Raw genomic sequence first — 18,327 nt, 5'->3', positions numbered from 1 at the left:
TGCTCCGGGAAGACGGTGATACGACGGAGTCGCTCGAAATTAGAATTTGCGATGAAACCTGCATGGTCCCTCTCTGGTTTACCGAGAGAGACTATTCACGATCCGTGCCAATTCGGCGGCCGCCTGCAGAATTTTGCGTTTCACGCGCCGCCAACCGTTGCGCCGCCTGCTCGACCAGCGCAGTGCGGCGCTCTTCGATCTGGTCACGGCGGCGGCTGGCAATGCGCTCTTGCTGCATACGCAACTGCGCGTGGCTCTGCGCATGTTCAGCCTGCTGCTCGACCGTCTGGGCGATGGCGCGCAGGCGCGTGCCCGAGGTGAGCCGGCGCGCGAGATCGTCGCCGTAATCGACCTGCTCACGCGGAATTTCGGTAGCCGCCAAAGCCCGCGCTCGCGCCGCTAGCTGCTCGCTGCGCTGCGCTGCCGAAAGGGCCTGCGCGGCCTCGCCTGCCGCACGCCGATGTTCGATCTCGCGCAGAAGCAGCATCCGCGCCATCAATTTAGCGCGGCGTTTGTCGTTATTGCCCATTGCCGGTCATCGTGATGAGCTGCCCGACCGTTGCATCGAAATCGGCGCGCTCGCCGCGCTGCTGGCCGAGGAAGGTTTCGACCTGTTTGTGCATGGCCATGGCGCGGTCGATATCGGCATCGCGGCCCTGCTGATAGGCGCCCATCAGCACGAGATCGCGGTTCGCCTCATAGCGCGCCACCAACCCGCGCAGATCGCGCGCTGACTTACGATGTTGCTCGCCCGCGACATCTTCCATTACGCGGCTGAGCGAAGCGGAAATGTCGATCGCCGGATAGCGACCGTTCTGAGCGATGTCTCGGCTGAGCACGATATGCCCGTCGAGGATCGCGCGCGCGGTGTCGACCACGGGGTCGTTATGGTCATCACCATCGGCCAGAACAGAGTATATGCCGGTGATCGAGCCGCCCGACTTGGCAGAATTGCCCGCGCGTTCGACCAGCTTGGTGATCGTCGCCAGCGCCGAGGGCGGATAGCCGCGCGCCGAGCCGTTTTCGCCCAGCAACAGGCCAATCTCGCGCGCCGCGTGAGCAACGCGCGTGAGGCTGTCGAGCACTAGCAGCACCTTCAGGCCCTGCGCGCGATAATATTCCGCAAGGCTGGTCGCGAGCATCGCCCCGCGCAGCCGCAAGTTGGGTGCATGGTCGGCCGGAACCGCCACCAGAGCGGTGCGCCTTGCGGTCTCGCCGCGCATATGGCGGGCAACGAAATCAGATACTTCGCGCGCACGCTCACCAATCAGGCCTAGCACCACCACATCGGCCTTGGCCCCTTGCGCGATCATGTCGATCAGCACCGACTTGCCAACGCCCGAGCCTGCGACAATGCCCATCCGCTGACCCACACCCATGGTGCAGGTGGCGTCGATGGCGCGAATGCCGGTAACGAAGTGCTGCTCGACGCTCGACCGTTCCAGAGCTCCGCTACGCTCGCCGCCCGAAGGCCACCATTCGCGCGCGGCCACGGCATCGCGGCCGTCAATCGGATGGCCAGTGCCATCGACGGCCCGGCCAAGAAAACCCGGCCCCACCGGCAGAGCGCCGGGTCGGCCAAAGGGATGAACGAAAGCGCCCGGGCGCAGCAGCACCGCATCGCCCAGAAGGCTCATCAGTGTGCGCCCGTTGCGAAAACCGATCACCTCGGCAGTGTGCGAACGGGCATGGCCGTGGCCGATGGTGCACAGCGAGCCGACCGGCAGCGAAAGCCCCGTCACCTCGATCATGGTGCCATCGCAGGCGCTCACCTTGCCATAGCGGCGCGGCGACAGGTCGAGCGCGGTGCCATCGGCCCGGATCGTTTCCAGCATGTTCAGCATGAAATCAGCACTGCCCAATGGCTTCGCGAATGGCATCGGCCCAGCTCGGCGGGCCGTCCTCGATCCCGCCGTCGGCAGTCTCGATCCGGATGCAGCCCGGCAAGAGCGACGGATCTTCCTCCAGCATCAACCCCGGCGCAACCAGGCCTTCGACAGCCTCCTTGTCCGCCGGATTGAGCCGGATGCGCCGCTCGTCCGCCGCGCGCATAAGCATCGAGGCGGCATTCTCTACCCGCCGCGCAAGCAGCTCGTGATCGAGCGCAAAGGGCGCAACCGCCTGTTCGCACAGGGCCACAACCGTCTCGCGCATCATCGAGCGCAGCCGCTCGCCTTCGTCAATTGCCTGCTCGGCCAGTTCACATCCGAGCCCGGCATAGCGGGCCTCGAGTTCGGCCAGTTTGACCTCGTATTCGGCGCGGGCGCGGGACTGGCCCTCCTCCACTCCGCGAGCGAAGGCTTCCTCCAGCGGATCGGCCTGCGGTTCTTCTGCAACGGGTTCCTCAACCGGCGGCGGCGCGCCGCGGCCAAACCGAAAATCGGTCGAAAATCCGGCAGGAGCGAGCGCAAGCAGGGCGCGGCTAGACATAGTCTTCGTCGCCGTCGCCGAGAATGATCGTGCCATCGGCAATCAACCGCTTGGCCACTTCGATGATCCGCTTCTGTGCCGCTTCCACATCGGCAAACTTGAGGCGGCCACGGGTCTCGATCTCGTCCTTGAGGCCATCGGCCGCACGGCTCGACATCGCACGGAAGAACACTTCGCGCTGCGTTTCGTCGATCCCCTTGAGCGCGTCGATAAGCAGGTCGGAATCGACCTCGCGCAGCAGCGCGCCCATTGTCTGCGGTTCGAGCACGAACAGATGCTCGAACTTGAACAGCTCGCTTTCGATTTGCTTGTACAGCGCCTTGTCGCGCTTGTTGATGACCGGAAGGATGCGCTTTTCGGCGGCCTTGCCCGCGCTGTTGATGATCTCGGCCACTTCGCGCACTCCGCCGATGCGCAGCGGCATGGTGCCGAAGGTTTCGGTGATGCGGCTTTCGAGCAGCTCTTCGAGCATGGTCAATGCCGAGGGCGCGACCGGGCCGAGCGTCGCCACGCGGTGGACGATCTCTGGCTGATCCTCTTCGGGCAGCCCTGCCAGCACCTGCGCCGCCACCATCGGATCGAGCTGCACCAGCAGCACGGCGATGGTCTGCGGGAATTCGTCGGCGACCAGCTTCAGGATGATTTCGGGCTCAAGCCAGCGCGCGATTTCGAGCGCGGTCGGGCCGCGCGGTTCCTCGACCACGATGCGGCGCATCACGCCATCGGCACGGATTGGGCCGACTGCACTGGTCATGACCGAACGCACCTTGTCCATGCGTCCCTCGGCAGGCATCACGCGCTCGCTGGCGGCCTGGGCGAAGTCGCGGATCGCCTCGCTGACGCGGTCCTCCGCAATCTCGCCCAGATCGCACATGTTCTGGCCCAGCAGCGCAAGCTCCTCCGGCGTCAGCTTTGCCAGCAAGGTGCTGGCATCTTCGTCGTCCATCAGCAGCACCATGAGGGCTGCGTTGGCGGCCTGAGGATGGGTCAATGCGGTCATGCTGCAGCCGCTTCATCAGCTTCGGCAGGCGGCACTTCGCGCAGCATCCGGCGCAGCGCCTGCAACGCATCGTCGGGCTGTTCGCGGGTGATGCGGCGCGCCAGCTCGATTTGCTGGGTCAGCGCCTCGTTGTTCGTCGCGCCGGGGAAATCGGCGCTGCTGGGAAGCAAGGCCGGCCTTTCCTCGCTGGGCAGAGCTTCGCCCTCACCCTCATCGTCGCTATATTCTTCGTCGTCCTCCGCCTCGTCATCGTTTTGGCGGGACTTGGCAGCGCGAGACGGGTCGAGCCGGTTGTTCACGGCCTTCAGCATCGGGCGCACCGCCAGCAGCAATACCAGCAGAACCGACAACAGCGCGACCACATTGCGCAGGATAGTGGCAAACCACGGCGTCTCCCAGAACGCCGGCTCTTCAAGCTCGGCGGGGTTGAATGCGCGGGTCCGCACGGTCACGATGTCGCCGCGCTGGGGATCGGCACCGACGGCGGCTGCTACCAGTTCCTCGACCTTCTTCAGTTCCTGTTGGGGATTGTCGCCCAGCGCCGATTGGTCAATCGCCACGGCCACCGAAAGGCGGCTCATCGCGCCGGGACGCGTACTGGTGACAGAGACCTCGCGGCCCACGTCGAAGGTGCGGCTGGCATTGCTGGCGCCGTTGCGCGTCGCGCCGCCGGCAGCTTCTGTGCCCTCGGGCGCACGATCGGCGGCCTGGTCATCGGCAGGGGGAATATTGGTGGTTGCGCCCGGAACACCGGCAGCCGTCTGCTCCGCCTGGGTGGTTTCGCTCACAGTCTCGGAACGAACCACGCCTTCGGGCTCATAGCTTTCGCGCGCGCGGGTCTGCTCGTTCATGTCGAGGCTGACCTGCACTTCGGTCGAGAACGCATTTTCGCCCACCACCGGGGTGAGCAACTGGATTACCTGCTCGCGCAGCTTGGCTTCGGTGCGGGCCTGGAGGTCGAGGCCGTCCATATCCGGGTTCGAAGGGTCGGACAGGAGCGAGCCGTTCTGATCGACAATCCGCACATGATCGGGCGTGAGCCCCACCACCGAGGCGGCAACCAGGTTAGCAATCGCGCCGACCTGCGACTGGGTCAGCGAATTGCCGCGCGTCAGGCGGAGCATCACCGACGCGGTGGGATCGCCATTTTCGCGCACGAATACCGACTTGTCGGCCTTGGCAAGATGGACCCGCACCGTGTCGACCCCGTCGATTTCGGCGATGGTCAGTTCCAGTTCGCGCTCCTGCGCGGCGCGCAGCCGGTCGCCTTCAAGCGTGCGGCTGGCGCCCATCGGCAGCGAATCGAGCATTTGCGAGCCGCTTTCGGGCATCGAGAGCGCACCCTGCGAGGCGACGGTCATGCGGGCGCGATAAAGTTCGTCTTCACCCACCATCACCGCACCGGTGCCCGGATCGATCTCGTAAGAAATCCCGGCCTGGTCGAGCGCTGCGGCAACCTCCGCCCGCTCGCCATCGCCGAGCGAGGAATAAAGCGTGCGCTGCGGTGCGGGCACGACCAGCGACCAGGTCAGCGCGGCCAGGCCAAGGCCTGCCGTGCCGATGAACCACGGCAGCATTTTCTTGACCGCAGGCTGGGCCACAAAGCCCTTGACCTGCGCCATCGGCCCGGAGCCCGGCTCCATCGTAAGCGAGGCATTCGGCGTAGCGGGAACAAGATCAGCCATTTAGCCTAGACCCCCATCCGCATGATTTCCTGGTACGCACTCAAGAGCTTGTTGCGCACCTGCAGGGTGGCCTCGAAGGCAACGCCCGCTTCTTGCCGCGCCAGCATCACCTTGGCCACGTCCTGCGTTTCGCCGCGGGCATAGGCTTCGGTCGCCGCCGAAGACCGCTGCTGCGCATCGTTGACCGAAGACAGCGCATCCTTGAGCGAATCGCCAAAACCGCCGCCTTGGGCCGGAGCATCGGTCGGGACCGGGCTCTGAGCCTGCTGGCCTTGCTGCAATTCCTTGAGAAGGCGCGACTTCTCCAGCATGGCATCGCGCATGGCGATGACCTGCTGAACGCTCGCGCCGCCTCCACCACCGACTGGATTCACGAGACTGCTCCCATATCCATCCCGGCCTCACGATAGGAAGCAAGGCGATAGCGCAGCGTGCGTTCCGAAATGCCCAGACGGCGGGCAGCTTCGATCCGCTTGCCGTTGCATTCCTTCAGCGTATCGATGATCGCTCGGGCTTCAGACAGCTTGACGATGTTCGACAGCTTGGGATCTTCTTCTTCAGCGACCTGCGGTGCTGGCACTTCCTGCACCGAATTAAGCCGGGCGGGCGCATCGAACACGATATGCTCGGGGCCGATTTCCGCGCTGTTGCCAGCCATCACCAGTGCGCGGCGCATCACATTCTCCAGCTCGCGCACATTGCCCGGCCAGGTATGCAAGCGCAGCATCGCAAGCGCGCCGGCACCGATGCGGTGGGGACCGCGCTCGGGGTTGGAATGGCGCAGCAGCATCGCGCAGGCGAGCGGAGCGATATCGCCCGGCCGCTCACGCAGCGGAGCAAGGTGGATAGGGAACACATTGAGGCGATAGAACAGGTCTTCGCGGAACCGGCCCTCGGCGACCTCGGTCGGCAGGTCACGGTTGGCGCAGGCGACGATGCGAACATCGACCTTTACCGGCCGGGTCGCGCCGACGGGCAGCACTTCGCCTTCCTGCAAGGCACGCAGCAGTTTAGCCTGCAGGCCGATCGGCATCTCCGCGATTTCGTCGAGCAGCAGCGTGCCGCCGTCCGCCTCGCGGAAAAGGCCACTGCCGCCCGCGCTGGCACCGGTGAACGCGCCCTTCTGGTGGCCGAACAGCATGGCCTCCAGCATCGTCTCGGGGATGGCAGCGCAGTTGACCGCAATGAAGGCCTTGCCCGAACGCGGGCTGGAATCGTGGATGAAGCGGGCCAGAACTTCCTTGCCAGCTCCGGTCGGGCCCGTCAGCAGAGCGGGAACGTCGGTCTGCGCGAGCCGGTCGGCCAGCGCGTAGATCGACAGCGAATGAGGGTCGGCAGCGATCGGCGCGCGCATACCGTGCGCAGCGATCCGGGCAATCAACCCAGCCAGAGCCAGCTCGCACGCGGGGTCGCTGTAAACGAACGCATCGTTGCGGCTCACGTCCTGCATGATCGACAGATCGGCACGGGCCACTGCAATGGAGTGCGCACCGGCAGCTTCGGGTTCATCAACGTCGCAAAGCGTGACCGGGTTGGTCAGGAAGAGCGACGAACGCACCCCGGCCAGCCGCCCGGCAAGCGACGGATGTTTTTTTTCGAACCCTTGCGAAACACTAAGTTTGCTCACGAAACCCCCAACGGATTAACCATCCCGGTAAGTCGCCATTTGCAAGGCGGACGTCCAAATCCGCGTTACTTAAGACCACGTAGAAATACCTATATTCTGCCGGCACCTGTCTGCCGGGTGCCGCTTAAAAACGGCAAAATTTCGCCGGTCTGTGCTTTGCCTGCCGCGCAGATCGTCGGGGCGGCACATGAGTTCATACCTACCGGAGAACCTCAAATGAACGTCATCAACACCAATATCGGCGCGATCCGCGCCACCAACGCCTCGACCTCGGCCAGCAAGATGCTGGGCAGCGCGATGGAGCGCCTGTCGACCGGCAAGCGCATCAACTCGGCCAAGGACGACGCCGCCGGCCTCGCGATTGCCACGACCATGACCTCGCAGGTGCGCGGCATGAGCCAGGGCATCCGCAACGCCAACGACGGCATCTCGCTCGCCCAGACGGCTGAAGGCGGCCTCAACGAAGTCACCAACATGCTGCAGCGCGTTCGCGAGCTGGCCGTGCAGTCGGCTTCGGGCACCTACCAGCAGTCCGACCGTGACGCGATGCAGGCGGAAGTTACCGCGCTGACCTCGCAGATCGACGATGTGCTGACCAACACCAGCTTCAACGGCAACGCGCTGCTGTCGAAGGCTTCGGCCACCGACGTCACCTTCTCGATCCAGACAGGCGCGAACTCGGGTGAGACCGTTACGCTCACCTCGAAGGGCATCGACGGCACGAAGCTCGACGCCTCGGCCCTCGACGTGACCTCGTCCGCCAACGCTGCCACCACGATGGGCAACGTCGACGATGCGCTGGCTTCGGTGAACGCCACCCGCGCTTCGCTGGGTGCCGGACAGAACCGTCTTGAGAGTGCGATGAACAATCTCAACGACAACATCACCAACCTGTCGGAAGCGCGCAGCCGCATCGAAGACGCCGACTACTCGGCCGAAACGACCAAGCTCGCCAAGTCGCAGATCCTGAGCCAGGCCTCGACCGCGATGCTGGCCCAGGCCAACCAGAGCCAGCAGAACGTCCTGTCGCTGCTGCGCTAATTTTTTCCACCGCCGTTCCGCAAACGGCGCCCCAACGGGGCCCTGGTATCCACCTGGATGCCGGGGCCTTTTGGTTTGGGTACAGGGCTTGGTTCGGGTCCTTTCCATGCAACCCTATTTATAGAGCAGCTGTTTCACCGCGATGATCCGGCCAATGTGGGGGACTGCATAGAGCCGCGGAAGTTAACCAGGCAGGGAAATAATTGGACAGATTGGCAAACCGGCAAAATGCGGCAAAATCTTGCCGCTCGGGCGGCAAGGCCTTGCCGGATTTTGCCGGATAAAATCGTTTTAATTCCGTAGCTTAAAAATAATTCCAAAAATATTCGTGGCAATTTAGGCACTTGCCAAATCTCTGGCGCCGATCGTTCACAGCGGCCTTAAACTTCCGCGCAAACTGCCGGTCTGGTTAACAAGCTGCCGTGGAAAAGTTGGGGCGGCGAAATCGACACAAGATTTGCGGAGATCAGTCATGAACGTCATCAACACCAATATCGCCGCCATCCGGGCGAGCAACGCTTCTACCTCGGCCAGCAACACGCTCGGCACCGCCATGCAGCGCCTGTCGACCGGCAAGCGCATTAACAGCGCGAAAGACGACGCCGCCGGCCTCGCCATCACCACGACCATGACCTCGCAGGTGCGCGGCATGAGCCAGGGCATTCGTAACGCCAACGACGGCATTTCGCTTGCCCAGACGGCTGAAGGCAGCCTCAACGAGGTCACCAACATGCTGCAGCGAGTTCGCGAACTGGCCATCCAGGCCGCTTCGGGCACCTATCAGCAGTCGGACCGTGACGCGATGCAGTCGGAAGTCTCTGCGCTGACCTCGCAGATCGACGATGTGATCACGACCGCCAGCTTCAACGGCAACAACCTGTTCTCGAAGGTATCGGGCACCGATCTCACCTTCGACATCCAGACCGGCGCCAACTCGGGCGAGAAGGTCACCCTGACCTCGAACGGGATCGACGGTGCCCTGATCGACTCTTCGGCGCTCGACGTGAGCAGCACGACGCTGGCCGACACGACGATCAACAACGTCGATGCGGCGATGACGTCGATCAACTCGACCCGCGCCGGACTCGGTGCCGGTCAGAACCGTCTTGAGAGCGTGATCAACAACCTCAACGACAACATCACCAACCTGTCGGAAGCGCGCAGCCGCATCGAAGACGCTGACTATTCGGCCGAAACGACCAAGCTCGCTAAATCGCAGATCCTCAGCCAGGCCTCCACTGCGATGCTGGCCCAGGCCAACCAGGCACAGCAGAACGTCCTCTCGCTGCTGCGCTAATATCGAACCCGCAGATCACCCAACCGCGCAAGCGGTTGGGGGTCGCCAAGGCCCCGACATCCTGCAAGGGATGTCGGGGTTTTCGTTTGCCCGCAGGAGGCGCAGCCGGAGGCACGGTCGCGCGTCCGCCTCATCAATTGTCGTAGTAAGGCAGCTCCGAGCCGGTGGCTCGCGCCCTTGGCCTCTCCCTCGCCCCTGCCGTCGACATCAGTCGTCATCGGTGCAACCACGAGCCGCCAGGCAGCGACACCCGAGCCCCGGAGCATGACGCTTCTTGTTATGGCTTGAGCTGGTTGGCGGGATTGAGGCTGCACTGCGAGCAGCCTGCTCAGCCTGCTCACCTGTCGTTCCCAGAGCCGCTAGCGCCGCTGTCGGCTAATACAGGGGCCCGCGATCAGGCTCGCACTATCGCGCATCCGCACAGCGTGACCTTCGCCGCTGATCTATCAGGCAGAGGCTGGCTTGGCGCCGCCTAGACCCACTTTACCAACTACCTTGTGGCCCAGCTGACGAGCGGGTGAACAGGCCGACGCCCAAAGACGCCTCTGCAAGACGCTTTGGCTTCGTGTCCTGCTCATGCAGGCCCGATAGACAGTGCAGTAGAGATCAGCAGGCGTGGAGGCTTTCCCACGCGAAGCGCAGCCGACAGACCTACTCCGGTCGCAATGGCTTAACGCAGATGGGAAGGCTCGCGGACGAGCCTGCGCGAGAGGGCGAGCCAGTGCGAGAGGGTTAGTCGGCCACCGTGATCGAGATCCGGCGGTTGCGCGGATCGGTTTTGTCGTCGGCAATCAGCGGCTCGCGATCAGCCACGCCTTCGATCCGGCGGAAACGCGCCTGAGACACGCCTTCGCGCAACAGCGCCTGACGGGTCGCCTCGGCGCGGCCGGCCGACAGCGTCCAGTTGTTGACCTGCCGGTCGTCACGGAAGGCGAGCGAATCGGTGTGACCGCGCACCACCAGCTCGCCATTGCTACCCGCAACGACATCGCCAAGGGCGTCGATAAGCATCCGCGCGTCCGGACTAAGAACCGTGGTGCCGAGCGAAAACATCGAGAAGTCGGCGTCGTCGACCAGGTCGATCCGCACGCCTTCGGTCGTATCGACCATGCGCACCTGCTTGAGCAGCCGGCGGGCGTTGCGCTGCTCGGCCAGCTTTTCCTCAAGCTGCGCACGCATAGCGCTGGCGGTGTTCTTGCTTGCCGCCCCGCCCTCCTTCGGGCCGCCCTGCGCATCGCGCGGAATGGTCAGCGACTTGGTGCCGGTCTGGCCCGCACGGTGGGGATAGTTGTCGACCGAGGTCAGCGACTCGCCGCCCATCAGGCCGTCGGAACCGGCCGACTTCTCGCGGTAGTTGACCAGGGTCGGAGTAAAATAGTCGGCAATGCCCTTGCGCTGCTCCTCGGTCGTCGCGCCGAGTAGCCACAGCATCAGGAAGAACGCCATCATCGCGGTCACGAAGTCGGCATAGGCCACCTTCCATGCGCCACCATGATGACCGCCTTCGACCACCGTCACTTTCTTGACGATGATCGGGCGGACAGGTTCCTCGGCCTTGCCGCGCGCCATCTTATCTGCCCCTCAGCGCGTCGAGCAGCTCGCTGAGGCCGGGGCGGAAATCGTGCCCGAGGCCCGAACGCGCGCTTTCGACCACCAGCGGCTGCGGATGTCCGTTAAGGCTGGCGATAATGACCTGCTTGACCGCTTGGAAAATCTGCTGATCGGCATCGATCACCTGCTTCAGGCGGCTCGCCATCGGGCCGACCAGACCATAGGCGAGAAACACGCCGAGGAAGGTACCGACCAGAGCCGAGCCGATCATGCCGCCGAGAATTTCGGGCGGTTCGCTGATTGCGCCCATGGTCTTGACGATGCCGAGCACGGCCGCGACGATTCCCAAGGCGGGCAGCGCGTCAGCCGTCGTCTGGAGGTTGTGCTGCGGCTCGTTCATTTCGTGGAACGTGCTCTTCATGGCGTTATCCATCACGTCTTCCACCGCGTTCACATCAAGCGTGCCGGACGAGACGACGATAAGCGTCAGTGTGTCGCAGATTAGCCCGGTCAGCGGCTTATTGGCGAGGATCGCCGGATATTCGGCAAAGATCGTGCTGCTCGCCGGATCGTTGACATGGCTTTCGAGCGCCACCGGACCTTCGGTCTTGAGCATTTTCATCAGCTTGGTGGTGAGCGCGATGGCGTCGATGTGGTCTTTCTTGGTGTGACGCGGACCTTTGAAAACTTTGGAAAATGATCCTGCAACAGCCTTCACCTCGTGCATCGAGTTGCCGATGATGAGTGCGCCGATGGCAGCGCCGCCGATCATTAGCCCCTCGAAGGGCAGGGCGTGCAGCACCGGCCCCATCGAGCCGCCGGCGAGAACAAACCCGCCGAAGACGCAGACCAGCAGCACAACGATCCCTATACCTGCATTCATGTCTTCGGTCCCCTTTGTCCTCGAACTCGTGGTGTCAGCTCAGCTGGTTGAACAGCGAAAGGCTGCTCAACTTCACAAAGCTGGCCTGACTTGCTTCGAGCACTGTCATCATTTCCTGCAGGCGCGTGTAGGTGGTGGCAAAATCGGCCCCGCCCACCGTCTCGCGATCCTGCGCCATCATTTCCTCCGACATGGTACGGCGGTCGTCCATGGTTTCGACCCAAGCCATGCGCGTGCCGATAATCGTCTGCGCGGTGGTCGCTTTCTGAAGCGCGGGATCGAGCGCGGCGAGCGCATCGTCGGCCGCTGTCGCGGCGGCGGCGCCGCCCGTGTTGAGGGCGGCGGCGAAGGTTCCGAGGACGGCAAAAATATCGGTCGCCCCCGAAGGAGCATTGAACGAAAAAACGTTTGGCCCGGTCAGCGAGCGCTCGACCGTCTGGCCATCGCCAAGCTCGGTTACCTGGGCATTGGCACTGCCGACATATGACACGACACCGCCACTCTCGACGTAGGCTGCTCCGGCGATTGCGCCGCCAAACAAGCTCTCGCCTTCGCCATCTGAGGTATTGGCAAGCGCCAGAAGGTTGCTGCGCAGCTCGCTGATTTCGGTGGCGATCGCCTTGCGGTTCTCGTCGGTGAGCGTGGTAGAGGATGCTTGCAGGGCAAGATCACGCGCACGGATGATCGAGCTGGTGATCGAGCTGAGCGACGAATCGGCAAGGCTAAGACTGGTCTTGGCCCGGTCTGAATTGCGCTGGTCGATCTCGGTAAGCCGCTCGCGACGCGATAGGCTGCGCAGCTTGGCAGCGGCGAGCGGATCGTCTGACGAGCGGCTGAGCCGCTCGCGCGAGCCAACCTGTTTTTGCAGATCTTCGGACTGCTTGCGCAGCGATGCGATCTGCTGGTTGGCGCGCTCGTAGAAGGCGGACGTGCTTACGGTTACCATCAGCGAATTCCCAGCAAGGTATCGAAGATTTCAGTGGCCACCTGCATCACCCGGCTGGAGGCCTGAAATGCCTGTTGGAAGCGCACGAGATTGGCGGCTTCCTGGTCGAGATCGACCCCGCTCTGCTGGTCAAGCGCAATGCGGGCCGACGAGGAAATGGCGTCGAGCGCCTCGCTGGTGACTTTCTTGCCCGCTACCTGGGAGGACACCGAAAAGACGAGGTTGCTAACGTCCTGTGCGTGGCCGTTGGTTTCCAAAGCCGAGCGCAGCGCCGCCAGATTGCCTGGGTTGGTGCTGCCTGCCGGAGAGCCGGAAGGCGCCGTGGCAAGGCCGTCGCCACTGGTGAATGCCAGCCGCATGTCGCTTGCGCCGGTGCCGGCAAACAGCGGCTGCCCGGCCGAGCCGTTAAGCGCCGCGCCATTGCCCTGGGCTGTGTTCACCGCGGTCATGATATCGTTGGCGAGCGCATTGAGGCTGGAACGGGTGTCGGCCATCGCTTCCAGCGCCAGGGCCTTGCCTTTGAGAGAACCGCCGTTGAGGGCAACGGGCGTTCCGCCCACATCGAACGTCAGCGTGCCATCGGCAGCGGTGGTCGTGCCGAGCGCAAAGGTGTTGCCACTCTGGACGATCAGCTCTCCAGAAGCGCCGCCTGCGCGCACCTCGACTTGGCCGATGGCATTGAAGGTCGTCTGCACATCAACCTTGTTCGCAATCTTTTCCAGCAAGCCATCGCGCTGATCCAGCAGTGTTGCCCGCTCGCTGGTGCCTTCTCCGGTTCGGCCGATGCGCAAGTTGATCCGCGCCAGCTCACCGGTCATGATGTTGATTTCCTCGACCTCTCCGCTGGCCTCGAACTGAAGGCCCTTCCCGGCAGCATCGAGGCTGTCGTCGGCGATGCGGAAGCTGCCGGCCATGTTGCTGGCAGCCGACATCACCGCAGCGCGCAGAGACGGATCAGTCGGATCGGCGGCAAGTTCGCTGAGCGATGCCTCGAAATCGACCACGAGGTCATACACGCGCGCGCCTTCCACCGAGCTTTCGATATTCTCCAGCCCGCTCAGCTCTGCAGTGGCCCGCGCGGAATCGCTCGACGTCCGGCGCACTTCGGCCTGGCGGAACATATCGGCGTTACGATGGATCGCGGAAATGCGCGCGCCCGAAAGCGAGATATCGCCCGGACGCATCGCGATGCTGGAGGCCGTAACCTCGGAGGCGACGATCGACCGTCGGACATAGCCTTTGGTCGAAGCATTGGCGATGTTGTTGCCCGTGATCTCGAGCGCGCCGCGTGCGACCTTGGCGCCCGAAAGCCCGACTGTGAGCATGTCCGCTGCCATGTGTTAGCCCTCCTCGCCCGTGGCTTCTGGGTTTAGGTGGCGCGCCAGCTGGGCTTCGATTTGTGTGGCAAGCCCGATGGTGCCGGTGGCGGCGGCGATTTCCGCAAAGCGGGCATCGCGCATTTCGCGGAAGGTGTCCTCGCCCGACGAACCGAACAGATCTTCGCCGCCGAAATCGGCCTGAGCCGCCGACGCCAGCATGTGGCGCAGGAACACGGCCTCGAAGCCCTCGGCTACCTGCCGCAGCTGCGCCGCATCGTCCCCCGACGCTTGTGCGCCGGAGGGATTCAGATCGAACTGCTTCCTGAGGGTGGGAAGCGAGAAGTCGGTTGTGGGCGAGAGGTCCATCAGATCACCACCATTTCGGCCTTGAGCGAACCGGCCTGCTTGAGCGCCTCGAGGATCGCGACCAGATCGCCCGGCGAGGCGCCCAGCGCGTTGAGAGCATCGACCACCTCGGCGAGCGAAGCGCCCGGATCGAACATGGCGATATGATTTGCCGGCTGTTCGACGCTGATATTCGTGTCCGGCTCCACCGCCGTGCGGCCATTTCCGAAAGGCGCGGGCTGGACCACCATCGGGTCTTCCTCCACCCGCACCACCAGCGAGCCGTGGCTGATCGCGGCAGGCGCAAGGCGCACCGCCGAGGAAATCACCACTGTCCCAGTGCGTGAATTGACCACCACACGCGCCGCTGCTTCGGCAGGCGAGATCGGGATCATCTCGATATCGGCCATCAGCGAAGCGCGCGCATCGGAACCCTCGGGCAAACGCAGTGCCAGCGTCACCCCGTCTTCCACCGAAGCGATGGCGGGATAGCGCGAATTGATTGCGTCGCGCACGCGCGAAGCGGTGAGGAAGTCAGCCTGATGAAGGTTGAAACGCAGTATCGGATCGACATTGAAGCCGCTCGCCACCGCGCGTTCGACGCTCGCCCCATCGGGGATGCGGCCAACGGTCGGCACGTTCACGGTCACACGCGAGCCATCCGCGCCCGATACGCCAAGGCCGCCCACGGCGAGGTTGCCCTGCGCCATGGCATAGATCTGGCCATCAGCACCATAAAGCGGCGTCATGACCAGCGCCCCGCCACGCAGGCTCGTAGACTTACCGATGGTGGACACGGTGATGTCGATGCGCTGGCCCGGCTTGGCGAAGGCGGGCAGATCGGCGGTGATCATCACCGCCGCCGCGTTCTTGAGCGCCGGGTTCACGCCTGGCGGCAACTGCAGACCGAACCGGCCCGAAACGCCGCGCATGGCCTGGGTGAGATAGGCAAAGCCATCGTCGCCCGTGCCATCGAGGCCGACGACGATGCCATAGCCGGTCAACTGGTTGGAACGCACCGACTGGAACGTGCCAAGATCGCGCACCCGCTCTGCCTGAGCAGGAGCAGCAAGACCCAGCGCCAGCATGGCGGCAGCGACAAGAGTAACGAGGCGGGCCATCAGAAAGGGCTCACCATCGCGAAGAACTGGCTCAACCAGCCGGGGCGCGAGGCGCGCTGGAAGTGGCCGCTGCCCGAATAGGCGATCTGCGCGTCGGCCACGCGGCTCGATGCGATGCGGTTGTCGGCATCGATATCGGCCAGGCGGATAAGGCCAGCAAGCTGGACCCATTCCTCACCCTGACTGAAGTTCATCAGCTTTTCTCCGCGAATGCGCGCCACGCCATTGGGCATCACCTCGGCAATGGTGACGGTGATGGTGCCGCTCAGCGAATTGGTCTGGCTGGCATCGCCCCCACCGGAGAACGACCCGGAAGCGCCCGAATTAAGGTTGCCGGGGTCGAACGAGAACGGCCCGATTGCCGGCGGCGTGATGTTGAAGCTGCCTTGACGGTCGGAGCTGGCCGAGGTGCCTTTGCTCGACTGAGTGCGCTCGGTTAACACCACAGTAACCAGATCGCCCACACGCGCGGCGCGCTGGCCATAGTGCAGCGGAGCATAGCCCGAATAGCTGGAGAAGATCGCGCCATCGGCGGGCGCGATAATCTGCTCCACCGGCGGCGGCGGGGCCAGTGTGGCCGAATAGCCAGCAGGGCGCGAGGTGGTGCAGCCCGCCAGCATGGTGGCGCAGCAAACAGCTGACAGTGCAATCTTTTTCATTTGTCGCCTCACAGCGTCTGGTTGGCGTTGCGCAGCATTTCGTCGACCGCGCTGACCATCTTGGAATTGATTTCGTAAGCGCGCTGAGCCTCGATCATGTCGACCAGCTCTTCCACCACGTTGACGTTGGAGCCTTCGAGCATACCCTGCCGGACATTGCCGCGGCCGTTCTCGCCGGGGGCGCCGAGCTGGGCCGGGCCGGAGGCAGCGGTGGGGGTCAGGAAGTTGTCGCCAATGGCGCGCAGGCCGGCCGGATTGGTGAACTGCGCGACCTGGATCGTTCCCAGTTCCTGCGCTTCGTTCTGGCCCGGCAGCATGGCCGACACGATGCCATCCTGCGACACCGTGATTGCCTGTGCGCCGTCGGGGATCTGGATCGCCGGTTGCAGCGGATAGCCCTGCTGCGTGACGACCTGCCCCTCAGACGACAGCGTGAAGTTGCCCGCGCGGGTATAGCCAAGCTCGCCGCCCGGCATCTGAATTTCGAAGTAGCCATCGCCATCGAGCGCGAGGTCCAGCCCGTTGCCGGTGCCGTTGAGCGGCCCCATCGTCATGATCTGGCTGGTCGACTGAATGGCAACGCCGGTGCCGAGGTTGAGGCCGGTGGCATAGGCCGTTTCGCCCGAGCTGCGGGCACCGCCCACACGCACGTCCTGATAGGCGAGCGTCGCGAAGTTCGCACGGTCGCGCTTGAAGCCGGTGGTGCCGACGTTCGCCAGGTTGTTGGCGATGACCCGCATGCGTGCATCCTGAGCCTCGAGCCCGGTGCGTGCGACTTGTAGTGCGGAAACTGGCATTGCTTGTAACCCCTCTTGTCGTCAGTCAGTCTGGCCGGATCAGCTCAGACGCATCAGCGACGCGCCGCTCTCGTCGAGCTCCTTGGCGGTCGCTACCAGCTTGGTTCGCATGTCGAAGAGACGCTGCTGGTCGACCAATTCAACCAGTACTTCCGTCAACTTCACGTTGGATTGTTCGAGATATCCGGTTTTTACCGTAGCGGTCAGGTCAGCAGGCAAGACACCGCCGCCCTCGACCCGGAAAAGATTATCGAGCCCTTTTGTCACCTGGCTGCCGACCGGGTTAGCGAGCTTGATACGCCCTATTTCCGTAGGTGGGGCCTCGGGTGCGGCAGGGTTGGAGACGGTCACCACGCCATCCGGTGCGATGGCCATATCTCCTCCGGGAGGAACCGTAATCGGTCCCTGATCGCCGAGGATCGGGCGGCCCTCTCCGTTAACCAATAGTCCCGTGCCCGTCAGCGTCAGATCGCCGCGGCGTGTGTAGGCTTCGGAACCGTCCTCGGCCTGCACCGCTATCAGCGCCTCGCCATCGACCGCGATGTCAAGCGAACGCCCGGTGAGGGTCATCTCGCCCTGGCTCATATCGGCGCCGCGCACCGCGCTGCTTTGCATGGCGCGTGTTTCGAGCGAGCCGTTGCGGCTTTCGACAGTAACCGCCCGCGCATCCATCAGTTCGGCGCGAAAGCCGATCGTCTCGGCATTCGCCATGTTGCTGGCGAGCACGCGCTGCTTCTCCATCGAAGAGCGCATACCCGAAAGCGCGGAGTAGATCAGGCGGTCCATCGGTTAGCCTCAGGTGCGCAGGTTGATGACGGTCTGACCGATCTGGGTCGCCGTATCGATTGCCTTGGCATTGGCCTGGAAGTTGCGCTGGGCAGTGATCAGGCTCACCAGCTCTTCGGCAATATCCACGTTTGAACGTTCGAGCGAGCCCGACCGCAGACCGCCGTAGAGACCGACGCCCGGCTGCCCCATCTTCGCCGGGCCGGAAAGGCCGGACGTTTGCCAGTTCGAAGAACCCACCTGCTTAAGGCCAGTCGGAGTGGTGAAGCTAGCAAGTGCGACCTTACCGATCGCCACAACCGAGCCATCTGCATAGCCGGCGTTGACGTTGCCGTTCTCTTCCACAGTCACCGACACGAACTCAGAGCCGGCAGCGTTGGTCTGCGGGACCTGGGCCGAAACAGGAGTGGTCGAGGTGACGGTGCCAGCGGCATCGGTCGGAAAAACCTGCAACCGGTTGTCACTGCCATCGTGGATGAACCCGTTGGCGTCCATCTGGAACGAGCCGTTGCGGGTATAGAGTGTGTTGCCGCTGGCCGCGCTGACGGTCGAGAAGAAGCCATCGCCGGCAATCGCCACGTCGAGCGCAGCGCCGGTTTGCTCAATCGGGCCGAGCTTGAAGTTCTGCACGATCGCTTCGACCGAGGCACCGATGCCTTGGGTGAGCTTCGGGTTGCTGAAGGCCGAACCGACCACGATGTCGCTGAACTGTGTCGACGACTGCTTGAAGCCGTATGTCTCCACGTTGGCGATGTTGTGGCTGATCACGCCCAGATCGGTCTGGGCATTCTTGAGACCACTAAGAGAGGTGTAGAAGGACATTGTAACTTACTCCGTCTT

19 protein-coding genes are annotated in these 18,327 nt (G+C 63.7%); 2 read left to right on the top strand and 17 right to left on the bottom strand.

Annotation, left to right across the window (positions count from 1 at the left end; translation table 11 throughout):
- Positions 1-91: 91 nt before the first annotated feature.
- From E0473_RS13425 to E0473_RS13395, 7 genes are read right to left on the bottom strand one after another with little or no spacing between them, the layout of a single operon-like run.
- Positions 92-529, bottom strand: a complete 438-nt coding sequence (locus E0473_RS13425) for a hypothetical protein (protein ID WP_137681385.1) — start codon at positions 527-529, stop codon at positions 92-94.
- On the bottom strand, positions 519-1,844 hold the full coding sequence (locus E0473_RS13420) for a FliI/YscN family ATPase (RefSeq protein ID WP_137681384.1): 1,326 nt from the start codon (positions 1,842-1,844) through the stop codon (positions 519-521). Before E0473_RS13420 ends, E0473_RS13425 begins: the two co-directional genes overlap by 11 nt.
- Positions 1,845-1,848: 4 nt before the next feature.
- Positions 1,849-2,430: a FliH/SctL family protein gene (locus E0473_RS13415; protein ID WP_161981617.1), complete on the bottom strand. Its 582-nt coding sequence runs from the start codon at positions 2,428-2,430 to the stop codon at positions 1,849-1,851.
- Positions 2,423-3,430 carry a flagellar motor switch protein FliG gene (gene fliG, locus E0473_RS13410; protein ID WP_137681382.1) on the bottom strand — a complete coding sequence of 336 codons (1,008 nt, stop codon included), beginning with the start codon at positions 3,428-3,430 and terminating at the stop codon, positions 2,423-2,425. The genes E0473_RS13415 and fliG overlap by 8 nt, the downstream gene beginning before the upstream one ends.
- Positions 3,427-5,115, bottom strand: a complete 1,689-nt coding sequence (gene fliF / locus E0473_RS13405; protein WP_137681381.1) for a flagellar basal-body MS-ring/collar protein FliF — start codon at positions 5,113-5,115, stop codon at positions 3,427-3,429. The genes fliG and fliF overlap by 4 nt, the downstream gene beginning before the upstream one ends.
- A gap of 5 nt (positions 5,116-5,120) precedes the next feature.
- On the bottom strand, positions 5,121-5,489 hold the full coding sequence (gene fliE / locus E0473_RS13400; RefSeq protein ID WP_137681380.1) for a flagellar hook-basal body complex protein FliE: 369 nt from the start codon (positions 5,487-5,489) through the stop codon (positions 5,121-5,123).
- Positions 5,486-6,742, bottom strand: coding sequence for a sigma-54 interaction domain-containing protein (locus E0473_RS13395; protein WP_241657510.1), 1,257 nt, complete (start codon positions 6,740-6,742; stop codon positions 5,486-5,488). The genes fliE and E0473_RS13395 overlap by 4 nt, the downstream gene beginning before the upstream one ends.
- Before the next feature lie 216 nt (positions 6,743-6,958).
- On the opposite strand from E0473_RS13395, the gene E0473_RS13390 reads away from it, so the two are divergent.
- Together E0473_RS13390 and E0473_RS13385 are read left to right on the top strand one after the other, a co-directional pair.
- Entirely contained in the window at positions 6,959-7,783 is an 825-nt protein-coding gene (locus E0473_RS13390; RefSeq protein ID WP_137681379.1) for a flagellin N-terminal helical domain-containing protein, read from the top strand.
- Positions 7,784-8,255: 472 nt separating this feature from the next.
- Positions 8,256-9,080 (top strand): flagellin N-terminal helical domain-containing protein, encoded by an 825-nt coding sequence (locus E0473_RS13385; RefSeq protein WP_137681378.1) that lies wholly within the window; start codon positions 8,256-8,258, stop codon positions 9,078-9,080.
- Between the two features lie 732 nt (positions 9,081-9,812).
- Here E0473_RS13385 and E0473_RS13380 read toward each other — a convergent pair.
- From E0473_RS13380 to E0473_RS13335, 10 genes are read right to left on the bottom strand one after another with little or no spacing between them, the layout of a single operon-like run.
- A complete protein-coding gene (locus E0473_RS13380; RefSeq protein ID WP_137681377.1) occupies positions 9,813-10,649 on the bottom strand; it encodes a flagellar motor protein MotB in 837 nt (278 codons plus the stop codon).
- A 1-nt stretch (position 10,650) separates the two neighbouring features.
- Positions 10,651-11,514, bottom strand: coding sequence for a flagellar motor stator protein MotA (gene motA, locus E0473_RS13375; protein ID WP_137681376.1), 864 nt, complete (start codon positions 11,512-11,514; stop codon positions 10,651-10,653).
- 34 nt (positions 11,515-11,548) lie between these two features.
- Positions 11,549-12,460, bottom strand: coding sequence for a flagellar hook-associated protein FlgL (flgL, locus tag E0473_RS13370; protein WP_137681375.1), 912 nt, complete (start codon positions 12,458-12,460; stop codon positions 11,549-11,551).
- Positions 12,460-13,797: a flagellar hook-associated protein FlgK gene (flgK, locus tag E0473_RS13365; RefSeq protein ID WP_137681374.1), complete on the bottom strand. Its 1,338-nt coding sequence runs from the start codon at positions 13,795-13,797 to the stop codon at positions 12,460-12,462. The genes flgL and flgK overlap by 1 nt, the downstream gene beginning before the upstream one ends.
- Positions 13,798-13,800: 3 nt before the next feature.
- The gene (locus E0473_RS13360; protein WP_137681373.1) at positions 13,801-14,145 is read right to left on the bottom strand and encodes a rod-binding protein; all 345 of its coding nucleotides are present in this window, start codon (positions 14,143-14,145) and stop codon (positions 13,801-13,803) included.
- Positions 14,145-15,245 (bottom strand): flagellar basal body P-ring protein FlgI, encoded by a 1,101-nt coding sequence (locus E0473_RS13355; protein ID WP_137681372.1) that lies wholly within the window; start codon positions 15,243-15,245, stop codon positions 14,145-14,147. The genes E0473_RS13360 and E0473_RS13355 overlap by 1 nt, the downstream gene beginning before the upstream one ends.
- Positions 15,245-15,904 carry a flagellar basal body L-ring protein FlgH gene (locus E0473_RS13350; protein ID WP_137681371.1) on the bottom strand — a complete coding sequence of 220 codons (660 nt, stop codon included), beginning with the start codon at positions 15,902-15,904 and terminating at the stop codon, positions 15,245-15,247. The genes E0473_RS13355 and E0473_RS13350 overlap by 1 nt, the downstream gene beginning before the upstream one ends.
- An 8-nt stretch (positions 15,905-15,912) precedes the next feature.
- Positions 15,913-16,701: a flagellar basal-body rod protein FlgG gene (gene flgG / locus E0473_RS13345; protein WP_137681370.1), complete on the bottom strand. Its 789-nt coding sequence runs from the start codon at positions 16,699-16,701 to the stop codon at positions 15,913-15,915.
- A gap of 39 nt (positions 16,702-16,740) precedes the next feature.
- Positions 16,741-17,487 (bottom strand): flagellar basal body rod protein FlgF, encoded by a 747-nt coding sequence (locus tag E0473_RS13340; RefSeq protein WP_137681369.1) that lies wholly within the window; start codon positions 17,485-17,487, stop codon positions 16,741-16,743.
- A gap of 9 nt (positions 17,488-17,496) precedes the next feature.
- Positions 17,497-18,309, bottom strand: coding sequence for a flagellar hook-basal body complex protein (locus E0473_RS13335; RefSeq protein WP_137681368.1), 813 nt, complete (start codon positions 18,307-18,309; stop codon positions 17,497-17,499).
- Positions 18,310-18,327: the final 18 nt, after the last annotated feature.

Source organism: Aurantiacibacter suaedae (assembly GCF_005434915.1).
Lineage (GTDB): Bacteria > Pseudomonadota > Alphaproteobacteria > Sphingomonadales > Sphingomonadaceae > Alteraurantiacibacter > Alteraurantiacibacter suaedae.
Note: the sequence above shows the minus strand (reverse complement) of the source record. Positions and strands in the feature narration are given on the sequence as shown.